This window comes from Serratia sp. K-E0102 (assembly GCF_029962625.1).
GTDB classification, from domain to species: Bacteria; Pseudomonadota; Gammaproteobacteria; order Enterobacterales; family Enterobacteriaceae; genus Serratia; species Serratia sarumanii.
In genome coordinates this window covers 158,506-175,698 of the sequence record NZ_CP124754.1, presented here as the reverse complement: position 1 = coordinate 175,698, position 17,193 = coordinate 158,506, and the positions used below count along the sequence as shown (strand labels likewise).

General features: G+C 61.5%; 15 protein-coding genes. 7 read left to right on the top strand and 8 right to left on the bottom strand.

Annotated features, from left to right (window positions below; all coding sequences use genetic code 11):
* Window positions 1-28: 28 nt before the first annotated feature.
* A complete protein-coding gene (locus SSARUM2_RS00770; RefSeq protein WP_033636674.1) occupies window positions 29-1,492 on the bottom strand; it encodes a serralysin family metalloprotease in 1,464 nt (487 codons plus the stop codon).
* Between the two features lie 681 nt (window positions 1,493-2,173).
* Here SSARUM2_RS00770 and SSARUM2_RS00765 point away from each other — a divergent pair.
* Window positions 2,174-4,492, top strand: a complete 2,319-nt coding sequence (locus SSARUM2_RS00765; protein WP_060439272.1) for a zinc/cadmium/mercury/lead-transporting ATPase — start codon at window positions 2,174-2,176, stop codon at window positions 4,490-4,492.
* A gap of 89 nt (window positions 4,493-4,581) precedes the next feature.
* Here SSARUM2_RS00765 and tusA read toward each other — a convergent pair whose 3' ends face one another.
* Window positions 4,582-4,827: a sulfurtransferase TusA gene (gene tusA / locus SSARUM2_RS00760; protein ID WP_025304890.1), complete on the bottom strand. Its 246-nt coding sequence runs from the start codon at window positions 4,825-4,827 to the stop codon at window positions 4,582-4,584.
* A 219-nt stretch (window positions 4,828-5,046) separates the two neighbouring features.
* Between tusA and SSARUM2_RS00755 the strand changes: the two genes are divergently transcribed.
* From SSARUM2_RS00755 to SSARUM2_RS00745, 3 genes are all read left to right on the top strand, one after another.
* Window positions 5,047-5,706, top strand: coding sequence for a 7-cyano-7-deazaguanine/7-aminomethyl-7-deazaguanine transporter (locus SSARUM2_RS00755; protein ID WP_033636672.1), 660 nt, complete (start codon window positions 5,047-5,049; stop codon window positions 5,704-5,706).
* 41 nt (window positions 5,707-5,747) lie between these two features.
* Window positions 5,748-6,182, top strand: coding sequence for a GNAT family N-acetyltransferase (locus SSARUM2_RS00750; protein ID WP_060439274.1), 435 nt, complete (start codon window positions 5,748-5,750; stop codon window positions 6,180-6,182).
* A gap of 80 nt (window positions 6,183-6,262) precedes the next feature.
* On the top strand, window positions 6,263-6,826 hold the full coding sequence (locus SSARUM2_RS00745) for a DcrB family lipoprotein (protein ID WP_033636670.1): 564 nt from the start codon (window positions 6,263-6,265) through the stop codon (window positions 6,824-6,826).
* Between the two features lie 35 nt (window positions 6,827-6,861).
* Here the strand turns inward: SSARUM2_RS00745 and glpC are convergent, their stop codons facing one another.
* The 3 genes from glpC to glpA are packed head-to-tail and all read right to left on the bottom strand — an operon-like array spanning window position 6,862 to window position 10,965.
* Window positions 6,862-8,061 (bottom strand): anaerobic glycerol-3-phosphate dehydrogenase subunit GlpC, encoded by a 1,200-nt coding sequence (gene glpC / locus SSARUM2_RS00740; protein ID WP_060431217.1) that lies wholly within the window; start codon window positions 8,059-8,061, stop codon window positions 6,862-6,864.
* Entirely contained in the window at window positions 8,058-9,326 is a 1,269-nt protein-coding gene (gene glpB / locus SSARUM2_RS00735; RefSeq protein ID WP_033654017.1) for a glycerol-3-phosphate dehydrogenase subunit GlpB, read from the bottom strand. Before glpB ends, glpC begins: the two co-directional genes overlap by 4 nt.
* Window positions 9,316-10,965, bottom strand: a complete 1,650-nt coding sequence (gene glpA / locus SSARUM2_RS00730) for an anaerobic glycerol-3-phosphate dehydrogenase subunit A (protein ID WP_033636664.1) — start codon at window positions 10,963-10,965, stop codon at window positions 9,316-9,318. Before glpA ends, glpB begins: the two co-directional genes overlap by 11 nt.
* Window positions 10,966-11,329: 364 nt before the next feature.
* Between glpA and glpT the strand changes: the two genes are divergently transcribed.
* A complete protein-coding gene (gene glpT / locus SSARUM2_RS00725) occupies window positions 11,330-12,685 on the top strand; it encodes a glycerol-3-phosphate transporter (RefSeq protein WP_033636663.1) in 1,356 nt (451 codons plus the stop codon).
* Between the two features lie 82 nt (window positions 12,686-12,767).
* Window positions 12,768-13,847 carry a glycerophosphodiester phosphodiesterase gene (gene glpQ, locus SSARUM2_RS00720; RefSeq protein WP_033649644.1) on the top strand — a complete coding sequence of 360 codons (1,080 nt, stop codon included), beginning with the start codon at window positions 12,768-12,770 and terminating at the stop codon, window positions 13,845-13,847.
* 54 nt (window positions 13,848-13,901) lie between these two features.
* Here the strand turns inward: glpQ and yigL are convergent, their stop codons facing one another.
* Together yigL and pldB are read right to left on the bottom strand one after the other, a co-directional pair.
* Complete coding sequence (yigL, locus tag SSARUM2_RS00715; RefSeq protein WP_033636660.1) at window positions 13,902-14,699, bottom strand: sugar/pyridoxal phosphate phosphatase YigL; 798 nt, start codon at window positions 14,697-14,699, stop codon at window positions 13,902-13,904.
* A 4-nt stretch (window positions 14,700-14,703) separates the two neighbouring features.
* On the bottom strand, window positions 14,704-15,747 hold the full coding sequence (gene pldB, locus SSARUM2_RS00710) for a lysophospholipase L2 (protein WP_060439278.1): 1,044 nt from the start codon (window positions 15,745-15,747) through the stop codon (window positions 14,704-14,706).
* 148 nt (window positions 15,748-15,895) lie between these two features.
* Between pldB and rhtB the strand changes: the two genes are divergently transcribed.
* Window positions 15,896-16,516: a homoserine/homoserine lactone efflux protein gene (rhtB, locus tag SSARUM2_RS00705; RefSeq protein WP_025304879.1), complete on the top strand. Its 621-nt coding sequence runs from the start codon at window positions 15,896-15,898 to the stop codon at window positions 16,514-16,516.
* 47 nt (window positions 16,517-16,563) lie between these two features.
* Here the strand turns inward: rhtB and rhtC are convergent, their stop codons facing one another.
* Complete coding sequence (gene rhtC / locus SSARUM2_RS00700) at window positions 16,564-17,184, bottom strand: threonine export protein RhtC (RefSeq protein WP_016929486.1); 621 nt, start codon at window positions 17,182-17,184, stop codon at window positions 16,564-16,566.
* Window positions 17,185-17,193: the final 9 nt, after the last annotated feature.

Genomic DNA, 17,193 nt, shown 5'->3' with positions numbered 1-17,193 from the left:
AGACTGCGCCGGGCGTTCCGTTGCTGTGTTACACGATAAAGTCAGTGGCGACGTCAACCTGGCCGACGATTTTCACCAGGAAGTCCGGCGCCTGATGGCCACCGATATTCACCGACAAATCGGTCACGTTGTTGGAAGCGTTGTAGCTCAGCAGCGCTTCGCCGGCCGTGCCGCTGAAGTGATCGACGAAGTGAATGAAATCGCTGCTCTGCGCCTCTTTGTTGAAGAACGACAGGTCAATTTTGTCGATCCCTTTCTGGAAGTCGCGGATCCAGTCTGAAGCGCCCGGTGCGGAATCGCCGGCGGCAGAGAACACGAAGATGTCTTTGCCGGCACCGCCCCACAGCTCATCCGCCCCGCCGCCGCCGAACAGCACGTCGTTACCCGCGCCGCCTTTCAGCACGTTGTTGGCCGCGTTGCCGACAATCACGTCGTTGCCGGAACCGCCAATGGCGTTCTCAATGGTCACACCGGCGGCGATCGAGACGTTGCCCTTCAGGCCGCCCACGTCGGAGAACGATTTCTCGTTCAGGTTGATGCGCTGGTTAGCGGTGTAACCGGAGAAGTCGAAGGTATCGTTACCGCCCGCATCCCAGGCCGCAAAGATCACTTTCTGCGAGTTGCTGGTGGTGCTGAGGAAGTCGCGACCGGTGTTGGAGTTAAAACCGTACACGGTGTCGCCGGTGCGGGTCGACAGGTTGGCGCCATACAGATGCTGAATGGCGGCAATGTCATCCAGCAGCGGAGCCGCGGCATAGTGGCCGCCGTTGTCGCCACCGGTGTTGGTTTCACTCCAGTAGCTCATCAGGCTGAATTGGCGGGTATCCTCTGCATAGGTGACGTCGCGATAGGTCGGGTTACCCTCACCGGCGTTGTAGTCGCCCGGGTGGCTCAGGCCCAGCGCATGGCCAATCTCATGGGTGAACGTCTGACGGCCGTAATCTTCGGTCGCCGGATGCTTCACGTTGGATTGGTTGACGTTGTACCAGGTCTGGCCGCCCAGATCCTGGCCCTGCCAAATGGTGTTCGGCAGGAAGGCGTAGGCCTGGGTGCCGTAATCATAGTGGCCGGGACGATCCTGGCTGTAGTTGCCGAAGGTGATGTTGGCCTTTTGACCGGCCGCCACTTCGGTGAAGGTGATATTGGCGACGTCCGCCCAGGACTGCAGCGACAGCTTAGCCTGCTGCTGCTGTTCTGCGCTGAACTTGCTCAGCCCGGTGTCGCCGGCGACGTTGGTGGAAGAGAACTTATAGTCCGGGAAGGAGAAGGTTAATTTGACCGGCTGGCCAAATACCTTGTAACCGTTCCAGGTTTGGTTCTCACGGGTAATAAACAGCCCAGCTTGCTCGTTAGAAAATGAATCCTTGCCATTAATCTGAATCCCGTTGCCCCGCTCATGATAATGCAGCAGGTCGTCTACAGCATCGTAGCCAGTTGTTGCGGCTGCAAGGCTGGATTCAGTAATTTCAATTGCCTTTTTAGTAGATTGCATTGGTTCGATTCCACTCATTACCTGATTGATATCAATCAGACAGATAGACATAACCTCCCCGTAAGCCAGGGCTAATGAACCTCAGGCCTGCTGGAAGGGGCTTATGCGCCGTTGCCGGCAGTGTGTTAGGTAGAATTAATGCATATATATCAGTAAATAAGATCACCATTAAAAATGGTAATCGATTCCAATTATAGGCAGGGTCGCAAAACTGCACATAAAATAATCAACCATTTATTATCACAACGAAAGTTTGTTATGCTGCTTTTTTGGCTTCTTTACAAAACAAATGAAACTTGATGAGGAGAAGTTGGCACCAAACTTCAATAGCAATGCGGCCTGCAGACTCAAGCGAATCATGCTGGCTTTCCCCAGGGTAAAAGGTAAATTTTGCTAAAGCGTTATAGATTAATAACTCTTTATTATTAGGTCGGGCGATTTTTTAGTTTCTATAGGAATATTATTTTCTTATTTAAACTATCGGCGGCGAGCCTGTTTCCCCAAATAGGGAATAAGAAAAGCCGATAGATTAAAATTCGCATTATTCATTATTGAATGAATCCCCCTTTCTACGCTTGAACGCCGTTAGCAATAATTCTCATCCGGCGCTTGACTCTGGAGTGGACTCCAGGGTGTAGAGTCAGTTGAGCAAACCCGTTTAACAGCCCGAAGGGGGACGTTATGCACAATCAGCAAAACCATAATCATCAGGAACATCACCACGCCGAAGGCGGATGCGGCTGCAACCACAGCCACAGCAAAACGCAGCATGGCTGCAGCAGCGAACCGAAAAACGCCGCCGCGCAGGCCGAACAGGCCCACCATCATCACGATCATGGCGATAGCGGCTGCTGCGCCGCCACGCCCGACGATCCGGACGAGGAAAGCGACAGGCTGGCCGCCGCTCCCCCTTCCGGTAGCCAACGTTTCAGCTGGAAAGTCACCGGCATGGACTGCCCCAGCTGCGCCAAGAAAATCGAAAATGCCGTCACCGCACTCCCCGGCGTCGACAGCGCGCGGGTGCTGTTTGCGACCGAGAAACTGGTAGTCGACGCACAGTCCGACATCAGCCTGCGGATCCAGGACGCGGTCGCCCAGGCCGGCTTTACCCTGCTCGGCACTCAGAACGCCAAAGCCGCCGCGCCGAAAACCTCACGCTTCGGCGAATTCGCACCGCTGCTGCTGTTAACTACCCTGATGGTCGTCAGCTGGGTGCTGGATCGGGTTAACCCGGAGCTGGGGCGCATCGCCTTTATCGCCACCACGCTGGTCGGATTGGCGCCGGTCGCCGCCAAGGCGCTGCGTTTGATCCGCTCCGGCACGCCATTCGCCATCGAAACGCTGATGAGCGTGGCGGCCATCGGCGCGCTGTTCATCGGCGCCACCGCCGAAGCGGCGATGGTGCTGCTGTTGTTTATGGTCGGCGAACTGCTGGAATCCTACGCCGCCAACCGCGCGCGACGCGGCGTGACGGCGCTGATGGAGCTGGTGCCGGAAGACGCGCTGCTGCTGCAAGGCACGGAACGCAAACGCGTGCCGGTCGCCAGCCTGCGCCCTGGCGACGTGATTGAAATCGCGCCCGGCGGGCGCCTGCCGGCCGACGCCGAGCTGCTCAATCCGTTCGCCAGCTTCGACGAAAGCGCCCTGACCGGCGAATCGGTGCCGGTCGAGCGCCAGCAGGGCGAGAAAGTGGCCGCCGGCAGCCTGTCCGTCGATCAGGCGGCGCAGATGAAGGTGATCTCCGAGCCCGGCAAAAACGCCATCGACCGCATTCTGCAGCTGATTGAAGAAGCCGAAGAGCGCCGCGCGCCGATCGAACGCTTCCTCGATCGGTTCAGCCGTTTTTACACCCCGGCCATTATGCTGCTGGCTGTCGCGGTGATCCTGGTGCCGCCGCTGCTGTTCTCGCAGCCGTGGGATACCTGGATCTATCGCGGCCTGACGCTGCTGCTGATCGGCTGTCCGTGCGCGCTGGTGATCTCGACCCCGGCGGCCATTACATCCGGGCTGGCGGCCGCCACGCGGCGCGGCGCGCTGATTAAAGGCGGCGCGGCGCTGGAGCAACTGGGCCAGATACAAACCATCGCCTTCGATAAAACCGGCACCCTGACCGAAGGCAAGCCGACGGTGACCGACGTGCTGCCGATAGGCACACTCACCGAACAGCGGTTGCTGCAGCTTGCCGCCGCGGTGGAGGCCGGTTCACATCACCCGCTGGCGCAGGCGATCATCAACCGCGCCGCCGCAAGCGGGGCCGAGCTGCCGCTGGCGCAGGCGCGCCGCGCGCTGGCCGGCGTCGGCGTGGAAGGGATCGTGGACGGCAAGACCGTGCTGATCAGCGCGCCGGGCAAGCTGGCGCCGGGCCTGCTCGACGTTCAATGGCAGAGCCAGGTAGACAAGCTGGAAAACGCCGGTAAAACGGCGGTGGTGGTGCTGGAAGACGGCGCGCCCATCGGCTTGATGGCGCTGCGCGACACGCTGCGCAGCGACGCCAAACAGGCGATAGCCGAACTGAACGCGCTGGGTATTCGCGGCGTGATGCTGACCGGCGACAACCCGCGTGCCGCCGCGGCGATCGCCGGCGAGCTGGGCCTCGACTATCGCGCTAGTCTGTTGCCGGAAGATAAGGTCAACGCGGTCACCGAGCTGAGCGAACTGCGTCCGACGGCGATGATCGGCGACGGCATCAACGACGCCCCGGCGATGAAAGCCTCCAGCATCGGCATCGCCATGGGCAGCGGCACCGACGTGGCATTGGAAACCGCCGACGCCGCCCTGACCCACAACCGGCTGCTGGGCGTCGCGGAGATGATCCGCATCTCGCGCGCCACCCACGCCAATATCCGGCAAAACATCACCATCGCGCTGGGATTGAAAGGGGTCTTCCTGATCACCAGCCTGCTGGGGCTGACCGGTTTGTGGCTGGCGGTGCTGGCCGACTCCGGCGCCACCGCGCTGGTCACCGCCAACGCGCTGCGGTTGTTGAAAAAGCGCAGCTAAGTTCGGAAACCAATACGGGCGCGGCAGAGCGCGCCCGTTGTCATTTCGGGGAAAGGGACTTTTCCTTCATCAACACCACCGTGTCGCCGTTATACACCTTTACGCAGCAGATAACGGTATGGCGCCTGCTCGGTCTCCTGCGCCACCAGCGTGTGCTCCATAAAGCGGCAGAACCCCGGAATATCGCGGGTGGTGGCCGGATCGTCGGCGATAATCAGCAGCGTTTCGCCGTTGTCCATATGGCGCACGGTTTTGCGCACCATCATCACCGGTTCCGGGCAACGCAGGCCCAGCGCGTCGAGCGTCTGGTCTGCCTGGGCAAATAAGTCAGTCATGCAATTTTTCTCGTTCAAAACGATCGGCGAACGCTCGCCGCATCTCATTAGCGCCTAGTTTACGCCGGTAGTTTTTCTGCGCAAGATGCGTTAACGTTTGCGTTAAATTTAACCATTGCATTGGTTGCGCAAACGCGTATCATGCCGCCGCGCAGCGTTTTTTGCTGTTTTGACAAGACACACTGGGTTCCCTCACCCCACTGCTAAAAAGGCTACAATATGTATTCGTTTACCGCACAGCAGCGCTTCACGGCGTTGGTCTGGCTTTCGCTGTTTCATATCGCCATCATTACCTCCAGCAACTACCTGGTGCAGCTGCCGATCACCGTTTTCGGCTTCCATACCACCTGGGGCGCCTTTACCTTCCCGTTTATCTTCCTCGCGACCGATCTGACCGTGCGCATCTTCGGCGCGCCGCTGGCGCGGCGGATTATCCTGGCGGTGATGGTGCCGGCGCTGTTCATCTCCTACGTGATCTCCACCGTCACCTATCAGGGAGAATGGCAGGGCTTCGCGGCGCTGGGCAGTTTTAACCTGTTCGTGGCGCGTATCGCCGTCGCCAGCTTTATGGCCTACGTGCTCGGCCAGATCCTCGACGTTCACGTCTTCAATCGCCTGCGCCAACGCAGCGCCTGGTGGGTGGCGCCGGCGGCGGCGATGTTCTTCGGCAATATCAGCGATACGCTGGCGTTCTTCTTCATCGCCTTCTACAAGAGCAGCGATCCCTTCATGGCCAACAACTGGGTGGAGATCGCGCTGGTGGATTACAGCTTCAAGGTGATGATCTGCCTGCTGTTCTTCCTGCCGATGTACGGCGTGTTGCTGAACATGCTGCTCAAACGCATCGCGGCGCGCAGCGGCAGCCTGCAGCCGGGCTGAGCCGTGTTATTCTGGGCGGCCCTATCCTTTGGAGGCCGCCCATGATCCCAATCGTCCGCACCGCCACGCTCGAAGAAATCCACCGCCTTTACCAGCGCATCCCCGAATTCGGCGGCCTGCATAGCCTGGCCGATCTGCAGCGGCGCATCGGCGGTGCCTCCGCCAGCCTGTTGATCGCCGACATCGACGGCCAGCCGGCCGGTTTCAAACTCGGTTATCAACAGCGGGAAACGGTGTTTTACAGCTGGCTGGGCGGCGTGCTGCCGGCATTTCGTCGCCACGGCGTGGCGCAGGCCTTGTTAGCCGAACAGGAGCGCTGGGCGCGGGCGCAGGGCTATCGCCGGCTGACGGTCAAAACCCGTAACCGGTTCCGCGCCATGCTGACGATGCTGCTCGCCCACCACTATCAGATTGTTCAGCTGGAAAAGAAAGGCGAAGTGGCTGATTATCGGCTATTACTGGAGAAAAACTTGTGACAACATCTGCCTTGCATTTCAGCCTGGAATAGGTTGCGATACGACAGTGAATCCCTACCGGAAAGGAAGAAGGAAGCCCGATGCGTAAAGTAGCGAAATTGATGGGTATCAGCCTGCTGGCGCTTGGCCTCGCGGCCTGCGACGGCGACACCAAAGACACCAAGGCAGCGTCTGACGGCGCGGCGGCCAGCGCGCCGGCCGGGCAGCAGGTCAGCCTGCTGGACGGTAAACTGGCGTTCACCCTGCCGGTCGGCATGGCGGATCAGAGCGGCAAGCTGGGCAACCAGGCCAACAACATGCATGTTTACGCAGACAGCACCGGCCAGCGCGCGGTGATCGTGATCCTGGGCGACAAGACCGCCGACAGCCTGGAGACCCTGGCCAAGCGCCTGGAGAATACCCAGCGCGCGCGTGACGCCAACCTGCAGGTGATCACCAACAAAGCGCTCGACGTCAACGGCGTGCCGCTGCGTCAGCTGGACAGCATCATCACCAGCGGCGGCGAAAAAGCCTATTCCTCCGTCCTGATCGGCTCGCTGAACAACAACATGCTGACCATTCAGGTGACGCTGCCGGCGGACAATCAGCAACAGGCGCAGGCCGAAGCCGAAGGCATCATCTCCACCCTGAAGCTGAAGCAGTAATCCCACAGAGGGCCGGCTTGCCGGCCCTCTCGTTTTTATACCAGCGCCTGCGCCAGCAGGGTGATCGGATGCTCACAGTGCTTGCTGGTGGACATTTCTATCTGCCATTTGCAGGTCTCGCAGTCGGTCACCACCAGATCCACTCCGCTCTCTTCGATCTGCCGGAACAGCGGCGCGCCGATGCCTTGCGAAGTGGCGTAGTTCTCCGATTTGAACCCGTAGGTGCCGGCGATGCCGCAGCACTGCGAATCCAGCACCACCAGCTCCAGCCCCGGTATCTGCCGCAGCAGCTCCAGGGTGTAGGCGGTCCAGCCCATCTTCTCCATATGGCAAGGCGTGTGATAAGCCACCCGCAGCGGCGTGCGCTTCAGCGGCAGGCTGCGCCCCTGATTGATCAGGCGATAGAGATAGCGCGTCGCCAGCTCCACCCGGTCGCGCACCGGGGTGGTGTCCACGTCCAGCAGATGAGGATATTCGTCGCGCAGGGTGAAGGTGCAGCTCGATGAGGTCGCCACCACCGGGATGCCGCGCTCCAGCACCGCTTCATGCAGCGACTCGGCGTTAACCCTGGCCTGCTTTTTGGCCTGCTCGATAAACCCGTTGGCGATCAGCGGCACGCCGCAGCATTTCTCGCGCTTCAGCAGCTGCACGCCAATATCCAGCGCGTTGAATACCCGGATCAAATCCTTGCCCAGCTGCGGATGGTTATAGTTGACGAAGCAGCCGTGGAAAAACGCCACCTGCTCGGCATAGCGCCGCTGAGCCTGCGCCTGTTGCCGGTACCAGCGGCGGAAGGTGCCGAACGAGTATTTCGGCAGTTCGCGACGGTGATCGATCTTCAGCGCCTTGTCCAGCAGCTTGCGCACCGGTTTCAGCCCGGTGGCGGCGTTGACGATCGGCGCGAACGGCGTCGACAGCGAGCCCATGATATCGGTGTGGCTGAGGATGGCGTCGCGCAGCGTCGGCTTGCTCTGGGCGAAGTCGGCGCGGGCGCGCTGAATGATATCGCCGATTTTGACGTCGGACGGGCAGGCCACTTCACAACGTTTGCAGTTGGTGCAGTATTTCAGCGCTTCGTCGTACAGCGCCGGATCTTTCAGCCGCAGCCGCTCGCCGTCCGGCCCCGCCTGTTTCGGCCCCGGATAGAGCGGGTTCACTTTGGCGACCGGGCAATAGGTGGTGCAGACGGTGCATTTGATGCAGCTTTCAAAGCTGTGGTCCTGATGCAGGCTCATGCATTTTCCTCCGCGGCGATCTGCTGCGCGACGTGCAGCGCACCGATCAATGACACGCCGGCACCGCAGCCTTGCTGCAGCGGATCGTAGCCGCCGGCGACCGCGCCGATGGCGTACAGATTGTCGAACGGCATGCCCTGCTTCATCGCCCGCAGCCTGCCGTCGGTGCGCACGCCAAATTGCAGATAAGGCTGCGGCGCGAACAGCTCGCGCCGGCTCCAGTCGGCGCGATCCGCGCGGCTGTGTACGTCCAGCCCGAAGATCGGCTCGCGCACCCCGTCGAAATCCGCCACCAGCCCGTTGCTGAAGAAGCTGCCGCTGGCCAACACCACCTGCTGCGCCCGCAGCGGAATATCACCGTGGTTGCGGGTATACAGGCCCGTGACGCGGCCGGCTTCGCACTCGGCGCGCAGCACGCTGTCGCCGGGCATGAAAACGCCGCCCAGCTGTTGAAAACGCCGCCGCAGCGCCTGATGCAAGCGCATGCCGGGCACCGAAGGCGGCAGCGTCGGCAGCAGCCGGATCGGCTTGCCGACCGCATCCTGCAGCACCGCCAGCGACGCGTCGTCCTCCAATCCCAAACAGGCCGGCAGAAAGAGCGCGTCGGCTGCCCCCGCCAACCGCCGCAGTTCCTCGGCCATCGGCGGCAGACTTTCCATCAAATCCAGCACCCGGGCGATGTTTACCGCGCGGAACTCGCTGGGGTTATTGCGCAATCTGTCCAGCGCCGGCATGTGCAGATAGGCCACCTCCGTCTCTACGCCGAGCTCCCGGCTCAGAGAGTCGGCGGCCATCTGCGGCTGGAAGTCGAGGAAGCCTTCGATGCCGATCACCGCAATGCGCCGCCACGGCAGTTGGCCGGTCAGCGGCAACGTCGGGATCGCCTGCGGGCTGAGCCAGGTGGCGCGACGCGTGCCAAGCGGCGTAATGCGCAGATGGTTGTTGGCGCCCTCGCCCTGCAGGTTCAGCCCGCAGCGCTCCAACAACCGCTGCGCGGCGGCGGACAGCGCCGCCACCCGGCCGGGCCCGATCAGGGCATACGGATGCTGCGGCGCCTGCTGCGCCAGCTGCGGTAGCGCCGCCAGCGGCATTTCGACCGGCGTGCCGTCCGGCAATCTCGCCAGCAGGTCGAGCGAGCCGGAAGAGAAGTAGAGCGCGCTCTGGCCGGAACTGACCACCGCGCAGCGCTTGCCCTGTTCGGCCACGGCAATGGCGCAGCTCAGGCCCGCCAGGCCGCCGCCAATCACCACTACGTCAAATCGCATCATCCGCCTCCTGCTCCTTGTCGGCCTGGGCTTCAAGCCCGCATAGCCCCTGGTAAACCCAGCTGGTAAATTCACTCTCGCGCAGCGCATCGCCCCAGGCGATCGGCCGCACGCCTTTCCACCGTTCGTTGAGGAACTGCGACAGCTGCGCGATGGACTGCTGCGGCGTGCTGACGTTAAAGCGCGTCAACAGCCCGGCGGCGCGGCAGGCACAGAGTTCGCCCTGGCAGGTGCCCATGCCGACGCGGGTGCGGCGGCGCAGATCCACCAGGTTATTGACGGTCAGCGAGTTGACCGCATAACGCACTTCCCCGGCGGTCACCGCCTCGCATTCGCACACCAGGCTGGTGTCGAGCCGATCGGCCGCCGGCACCTGGCTGGCGCGATCGCCGTGGCGGTAAATTGCCGAGCCGCGAATGCTGGCGGGCAGAGAAACCACGCTGCGCACCGTCTCCTCCGCCGACTGGCGGGAGCCGGGCAACGCATCCTGCGCGGTGGTGCACGGGCGGTTTACGCCAAGCTTTTCGCACACCTTGTCGGTGGCCCACTCCGCCATCAGGCGGTAGGTCATCAGCTTGCCGCCGGTGATGGTGATAAACCCTTCCAGCCCGTCGCGGGCGGCGTGATCGAGCAGCACGATGCCGCGGCTGACGTTGCGCCCGCTGGGGTCGTCGTCGCTGGCCACCAGCGGCCGTACCCCGGCGTAGGCGCGCAGAATGCGGGTCTGCGCCAGGGTGGGCGCCAACAGCGCCCCCTCGCGGATCAGAATGTCCACTTCCTGCGGGGTCACCAGCATGTTGTCAATTTGGTCGTAGTCGATATGGGTCGAGGTGGTGCCGATCAGCGAGATGGTGTCGCCCGGCACCAGGATGTCGGCGTCCGCCGGTTTGCGGCAGCGGTTGATCACCATGTTGTTGATGCGGTGGCCGAGGATCAGCAGCGCCCCCTTGGCCGGGAACATGCGGATGCGCAAATCGGCGTATTCGGCGATCTGCTGGCCCCAGATGCCGGCGGCGTTGACCACCACCGGCGCATGCAGCGCATAGCGCCGCTGATTCTGATGGTCGTAAACGCGCACGCCCGTCACCCGATCGCCGCTGCGCAACAATCCCACCACCTGGTGGTAGGTCAGGATCTGCGCGCCATGTTCGCGCGCGTCCAACATGTTGGCGGCGGTCAGCCGGAAGGGATCGACGGTGCCGTCCGGCACGCGCACCGCGCCGATCAGCGCCGGGTTAGCCGCCGGCTCCAGCCGCAGCGCCAGCTGCGGGTCGATCGCTTCGGCGTCGATGTCGGCCTGGCGACAGGCGGCGATAAACTGTTGCTGATAGTCCAGCGAGTCCTGCGGCAGGGTGATGAACAGCCCATCGGTGCGCTCGATGCAGTGGTGGGCGATGCGTTTCAGGATGCGGTTCTCTTCGATGCACTCGCGCGCCGACTCGCCGTCGGTCACCGCATAGCGCGCGCCGCTGTGCAGCAAACCGTGGTTGCGGCCGGTGGCGCCGGTGGCGATGTCGTGGCGCTCCAGCAAAATGCAGCGCAAGCCGCGCCGCGCGCAGTCGCGGGCGATGCCTGCGCCGGTGGCGCCGCCGCCGATGATGATCACATCCGTTTCGCCGCCGTCAAAATAGCTGCTCATGTCGCTCCCTCAGGATCGGTAGTTATGAGCCTATTGAGCCACGGTTATAAGGGTCTTTGTTTGATAAGGAACAATAACGAACATCAAACGAAATAAAAATGTCCACAAAAAACCATCAATGTGATCATAATCACGATTTTTGGACGTTTTTCTATTTCATAACGTTAACGAATCGCTCAAAATCCGCCGTGGTTTCATAAAAGTGTAACAATTGCGCCATTCGTCACAGCGACACCAGGCGTATTTGACGACAATGGCGCTCGTTATGGAACACAAAAACACCACATTCGATATCCGCTCAATCATCAAATGAACGTAAAAGGTCATATTGATGTGATAACAGATAAAGCCATCGGAGGCGCTCATGTTGAGTATTTTTAAGCCGGCCGCACACATCGCCCGTGTGCCGAGCGATAAGGTAGACCCGCTCTACCGTAAGCTGCGCTGGCAAATTTTCCTGGGGATCTTCTTCGGTTACGCCGCTTACTATCTGGTGCGTAAGAACTTCACCCTGGCCATGCCTTACCTGATCGAACAAGGCTTCAGCCGCGGTGACCTCGGCTTCGCGCTGTCGGGCATTTCCATCGCCTACGGCTTCTCCAAATTCATCATGGGTTCGGTCTCCGACCGTTCCAACCCGCGAGTGTTCCTGCCTGCCGGCCTGATCCTGGCGGCGGCGGTGATGTTGTTCATGGGCTTCGTGCCGTGGGCCACCTCCAGCATCGCCATCATGTTCGTCCTGCTGTTCCTGTGCGGCTGGTTCCAGGGCATGGGTTGGCCGCCGTGCGGCCGCACCATGGTGCACTGGTGGTCGCAGAAAGAACGCGGCGGCATCGTCTCCATCTGGAACTGCGCCCACAACGTGGGTGGCGGCCTGCCGCCGCTGCTGTTCCTGCTGGGCATGGCCTGGTTCAACGACTGGCACGCTGCGCTTTACATGCCGGCCTTCGGCGCCATCCTGGTGGCTCTGATCGCCTTCGGCCTGATGCGGGACACCCCGCAATCCTGCGGCCTGCCGCCGATTGAAGAGTACAAAAACGACTATCCGGACGACTACAGCGAAAAAGACGAAGAAGAGCTGACCGCCAAACAGATCTTCATGCAGTACATCCTGCCGAACAAGCTGCTGTGGTACATCGCGGTCGCCAACGTGTTCGTCTATCTGCTGCGTTACGGCATTCTGGACTGGTCGCCGACCTACCTGAAAGAAGTGAAGCACTTCGCGCTGGACAAGTCTTCCTGGGCTTACTTCCTGTATGAATACGCCGGTATCCCGGGCACCCTGCTGTGCGGCTGGATGTCGGACAAAGTGTTCAAAGGCAACCGCGGCGCCACCGGCGTGTTCTTCATGACGCTGGTGACCATCGCCACCGTGGTGTTCTGGATGAACCCGCCGGGCAACCCGACCGTGGACATGATCTGTATGCTGGTCATCGGCTTCCTGATCTACGGCCCGGTAATGCTGATCGGCCTGCACGCGCTGGAGCTGGCGCCGAAGAAAGCCGCCGGCACCGCCGCAGGCTTCACCGGCCTGTTCGGCTACCTGGGCGGCTCGGTTGCGGCCAGCGCCATCGTCGGCTACACCGTAGACTTCTTCGGTTGGGACGGCGGCTTCATGGTGATGATCGGCGGCGGCGTGCTGGCGGTTATCCTGCTGCTGCTGACCATGCTGAACGAAAAGAAACACCACGCGGAAATCGCTGCCGGCAAGCGCGGCTAACCGTCACACGACTTTTGCATGATTTAAAGGCCGCCCTGCGGCCTTTTTACTACCCTGCCCCCAACAACACGGAGAAAACGGAATGCGGACTCAAGTCAAAGCCCTGCTGACAGGGATCATTCTCGCTACCTCAATGGTCAGCGCCGCGCAGGCGGCGGACAAAGTAGTGATCGCCCACCGCGGCGCCAGCGGCTACCTGCCGGAACACACCCTGCCGGCGAAGGCGATGGCCTACGCGCAGGGCGCCGATTACCTCGAACAAGATCTGGTGATGACCAAAGACAACGAGCTGGTGGTGCTGCACGACCATTACCTCGATCGCGTCACCGACGTTGCCGAACGCTTCCCGGACCGCGCGCGCAAGGACGGCCGTTATTACGCCATCGACTTTACTCTGGCGGAGATCAAATCGCTGAAGTTCACCGAAGGCTTTGAAATCGAAAACGGCAAGAAGGTGCAGGGCTACCCTGGCCGCTTCCCGATGGGCAAATCCGACTTCCGCGTACACACCTTCCAGGAAGAGATCGAGTTCGTGCAGGGTCTGAACCATTCGACCGGCAAGAACATCGGCATCTACCCTGAAATCAAGGCGCCGTGGTTCCACAAACAGGAAGGCAAGGACATCTCCAGCAAAGTGCTGGCGGTGCTCAAGCAATACGGCTACACCGGCAAAAACGACAACGTCTACCTGCAGTGCTTCGACGCCAACGAGCTCAAACGCATCAAGAACGAGCTGGAGCCGAAGCTGGGCATGGATCTGAAGCTGGTGCAGCTGATCGCCTATAACGACTGGCAGGAAACCTACGAGCAGAAAGCCGACGGCAAGTGGGTAGAATACGACTACGACTGGATGTTCAAGCCGGGCGCGATGCAGAAAATCGCTCAGTATGCCGACGGCATCGGGCCGGACTACCACATGCTGGTGGTGGCGGATAAATCCAAGCCGGGCCACATCGTGCTGACCGACATGGTGAAAGAAGCGCACGCCAGCAAGCTGGCGGTGCATCCGTTCACCATCCGCGCCGATGCGCTGCCGAAGTACGTGACCGACGTGAACCAGCTGTATGACGTGATTTACAACCAGGCCGGCGTCGACGGCGTGTTCACCGACTTCCCGGACAAGGGCGTGCAGTTCCTGCAGAAGCAGGGCCAGCACAAGTAATGCCAAGGGCGCCGCAAGGCGCCCTTGTTATTTCCGAGAAACGCCCGGGTTATGTCAGAGGAACATCTTGCGCAGGTAGTGCGGCACCGCGTTATCGACGTTGGAGCCGATCACTTCCAGCTCCGGCAACATATCCTTCAAGCGCTGATGCGCGTCGCGCATGATGCAGCCCTTGCCGGCCATCGACAGCATCTCCAGATCGTTCATGCCGTCGCCGAAGGCGATGCACTCTTGCAGCGTATAGCCGATGATCTTGGCCACTTCTTCCAGCGCATGCCCTTTCGACACGCCGCCCGCCATCACTTCCAGGCAGGTCGGGAACGAGAAGCTGACGTTGACCCGATCGCCCCAGCGCGCGTTGATGGCGTCTTCCACCTGTAGCAGCCGCTCGTGATCTTCGCAGGTGAAGTAGACCTTGCAGACGCCGTCGGTTTCCAGCAGGCCCGGTTCGAACAGCTGGTATTTGAACACCGACTCCTGGAAGAATTCTTCCTGCTCCGGGCTTTCGCGGTTGGTAAACCAATCGTCGTTGCGGTAGACGTTGGTGGTGATCTCCGGATCGTCGTGCAGCATGCCGTACAGATCGCGGGCGATATCCTCGTCCAGGTTGTGGCTGAAAATCAGCTCGCCGGCGGTATTGTGCACCCGCGCGCCGTTGGAGGTGATCATAAAGGCGCTGATCTCCAGGCTGTCGCGGATCTGCGCCACGTCGATATGGTGGCGGCCGGTGGCGAATACGAAATGCACGCCGCGCTGGGTCAGCAACTTCAGCGTTTCTTTGGCGTACGGCGACAGGGTATGGTCGGGAGACAGCAGCGTGCCATCTAAATCGGAAGCGACGACGTGATACATAGCGTTATGTTCTAACCTCTGATGGAGTTGTCGGCGGCAGCGCGCCGCCTAAGTGTTGAGCAAAGAAGCGCAGGATTGCGTTCAGTGCTTCGGCGCGCATCGCGTCCCGCTCGAACAGGATCTCATGGCGTGCGCCGTTGATAACCCACGGAAGCCCCCCTTCGCAAGGGCGCCCCGCGTCTGACAGAGCCTGACAAAAAGCCTGGTGCGAACGGTTGTCGACGACTCGTTCTTCACCGGCTTGCAAAAGCAACAGCGGCGTTGTGATCGCCCCGGCCCGAGCGATAATCTGCCGGCCGGCGCGGATGCTCTCCCGCACCCAATGGTAGGTCGGCCCGCCCACCTGCAGCTCGGGGTAATCGGCGTAATAGCGCAGGCTGCGCCGGTAGCGTTCGCGGCTGTGGGTCAACACGTTGACCACATACGGCAGCGGCCGCCACTGGCCGGTGCCCACCGCGTAATAGTCGCGGATCGCCGGGCGGCTCTCCGCCCAGTCGAGAATGTGGTCGGCCAGCCAATCCGGCATCGGCAACTGGATGCCGAACATCGGCGCGCAAAACGCCGCCGCGTCGAACGCCTGCGGCCGGCGCTGCAGGAACTGCGCCAGGATCGCGCCGCCCATCGAATGCGCCAGCGCGAAGCGCTGCCGATAACCGCGCGATTCGACCTCGCGCTGCCAAAGCTGCTCGAAATCGTCCACGTAGTCGGCGAAGTTTACCACATGACCGCGGTGCGTATCCGCCAGTAAACGGCCGGAGCGCCCCTGGCCGCGATGATCGACGATCACCACGTCGTAACCGCAGTGGAACAGATCGTAGGCCACCTCGGGGTATTTCACGTAGCTTTCGATGCGGCCGGGGCTGACCACCACCACCCGCTGATGCCGCGCAGAACTGAAACGCACAAAGCGGATCGGCACGCCGTCCACGCCGCTGAACTCGCCCTCTTCCCGCAGCCGCCAGAAATCCAGCAGCGGCCCGGTGGCGAAGGCAGCGAACTGCGTTTCACGCGTTAACCAGTCATCGGAGCTGAGAGTGAACGAGGTCATCGAGAGCGTTTTCCCTGTGGGGCCGGCGGAAAATGTGACCGCTGGCACAAGAAATCATACTAGCGTATTGTGATTCAATTCTTACAAAAAACGGCGCCGCCTCGGCGCATTGTGGCACAAAACGACACTTTCAGGGAGCCGAAGAACCATGACCTTGGACTGGTGGTTAACCTATCTGCTGACCACGCTTATCCTCAGCCTGTCCCCCGGCTCAGGCGCCATCAACACCATGAGCACCGGCATCAGCCACGGCTATCGCGGCGCCGCCGCGTCGATCGCCGGGCTACAGGTCGGGCTGAGCGCGCACATCGTGCTGGTGGGCATCGGCCTCGGTGCGCTGATATCGCAATCGCTGCTGGCGTTCGAGCTGCTGAAATGGCTGGGCGCCGCCTACCTGGTGTGGCTCGGCATCCAGCAATGGCGCGCCGCCGGGGCGCTGGATCTGCATGCGCTGGCGGGCAGCATGCCGCGCCGCCGTCTGTTCCGCCGCGCGGTGCTGGTCAACCTGACCAACCCGAAAAGCATCGTGTTCCTCGCCGCGCTGTTCCCGCAGTTCATTTTGCCCAATCAGCCGCAGGCCGAGCAGTATCTGGTGCTCGGCGTCACCACCGTGGTGGTGGATATTCTGGTGATGATCGGTTACGCCACCCTGGCGACGCGCATCGCCGGCTGGCTGAGAACGCCGCGCCAAATGCAGCTGCTCAACCGGGTATTCGGTTCGCTGTTCATTCTGGTGGCGGGGCTGCTGGCGACCGCCCGCAAGGCCTGAAAAAAAGGCCGGGCATCGCTGCTCGGCCTTGGGCATGTCACTGCCGGTCAGCGGGTAAAGATCAGGTGTAACCCGAAGCCGGTGAACAGCACGCCCGCCACCCCGTCGATCCACTTGGCCAACCGCTGGTAGCCGCGGCGCATCGCCGGCAGCGCGAACACCACCGCCACCAGGCTGAACCAGACGAAGGTCTCGGCGACGATCAGCAGGAACAGTCCCCAGCGTGCCCCGGCGCCGACGCTGTCGCCGACGAACAGCGAGAACACGCTGCCGAAATAGATCACCGCCTTCGGGTTGGACAGATTGGTCAGGAAGCCGCGAATAAAGCTGCGCCCGGCCTTCGGCAACGCTACTTGGGCCTCCGCCGCCGGCTGCGCTTGCTGCGCCCGCGCGGAACGCAGCAATTGCCACCCCATCCAGCACAGGTAAATGCCGCCGCCGACCATGATTATCTGATGCAGCCAGGCCATCTTCTGCAGGATCAGATGCAGCCCCATCAACGCCACGCCGGCCCATACCACGATGCCGAGAGAAATGCCGACCACGCCCATCATCGCCTCGCGGCGCGAGCGGCTGGCGGCGGTTTGCGACACGAAAAAGAAGTCCGGCCCCGGGCTCATCAGCGCAATCAGATGCACCAGCGCCACGGTGAGAAACAGCATCAGCATGATTTATTG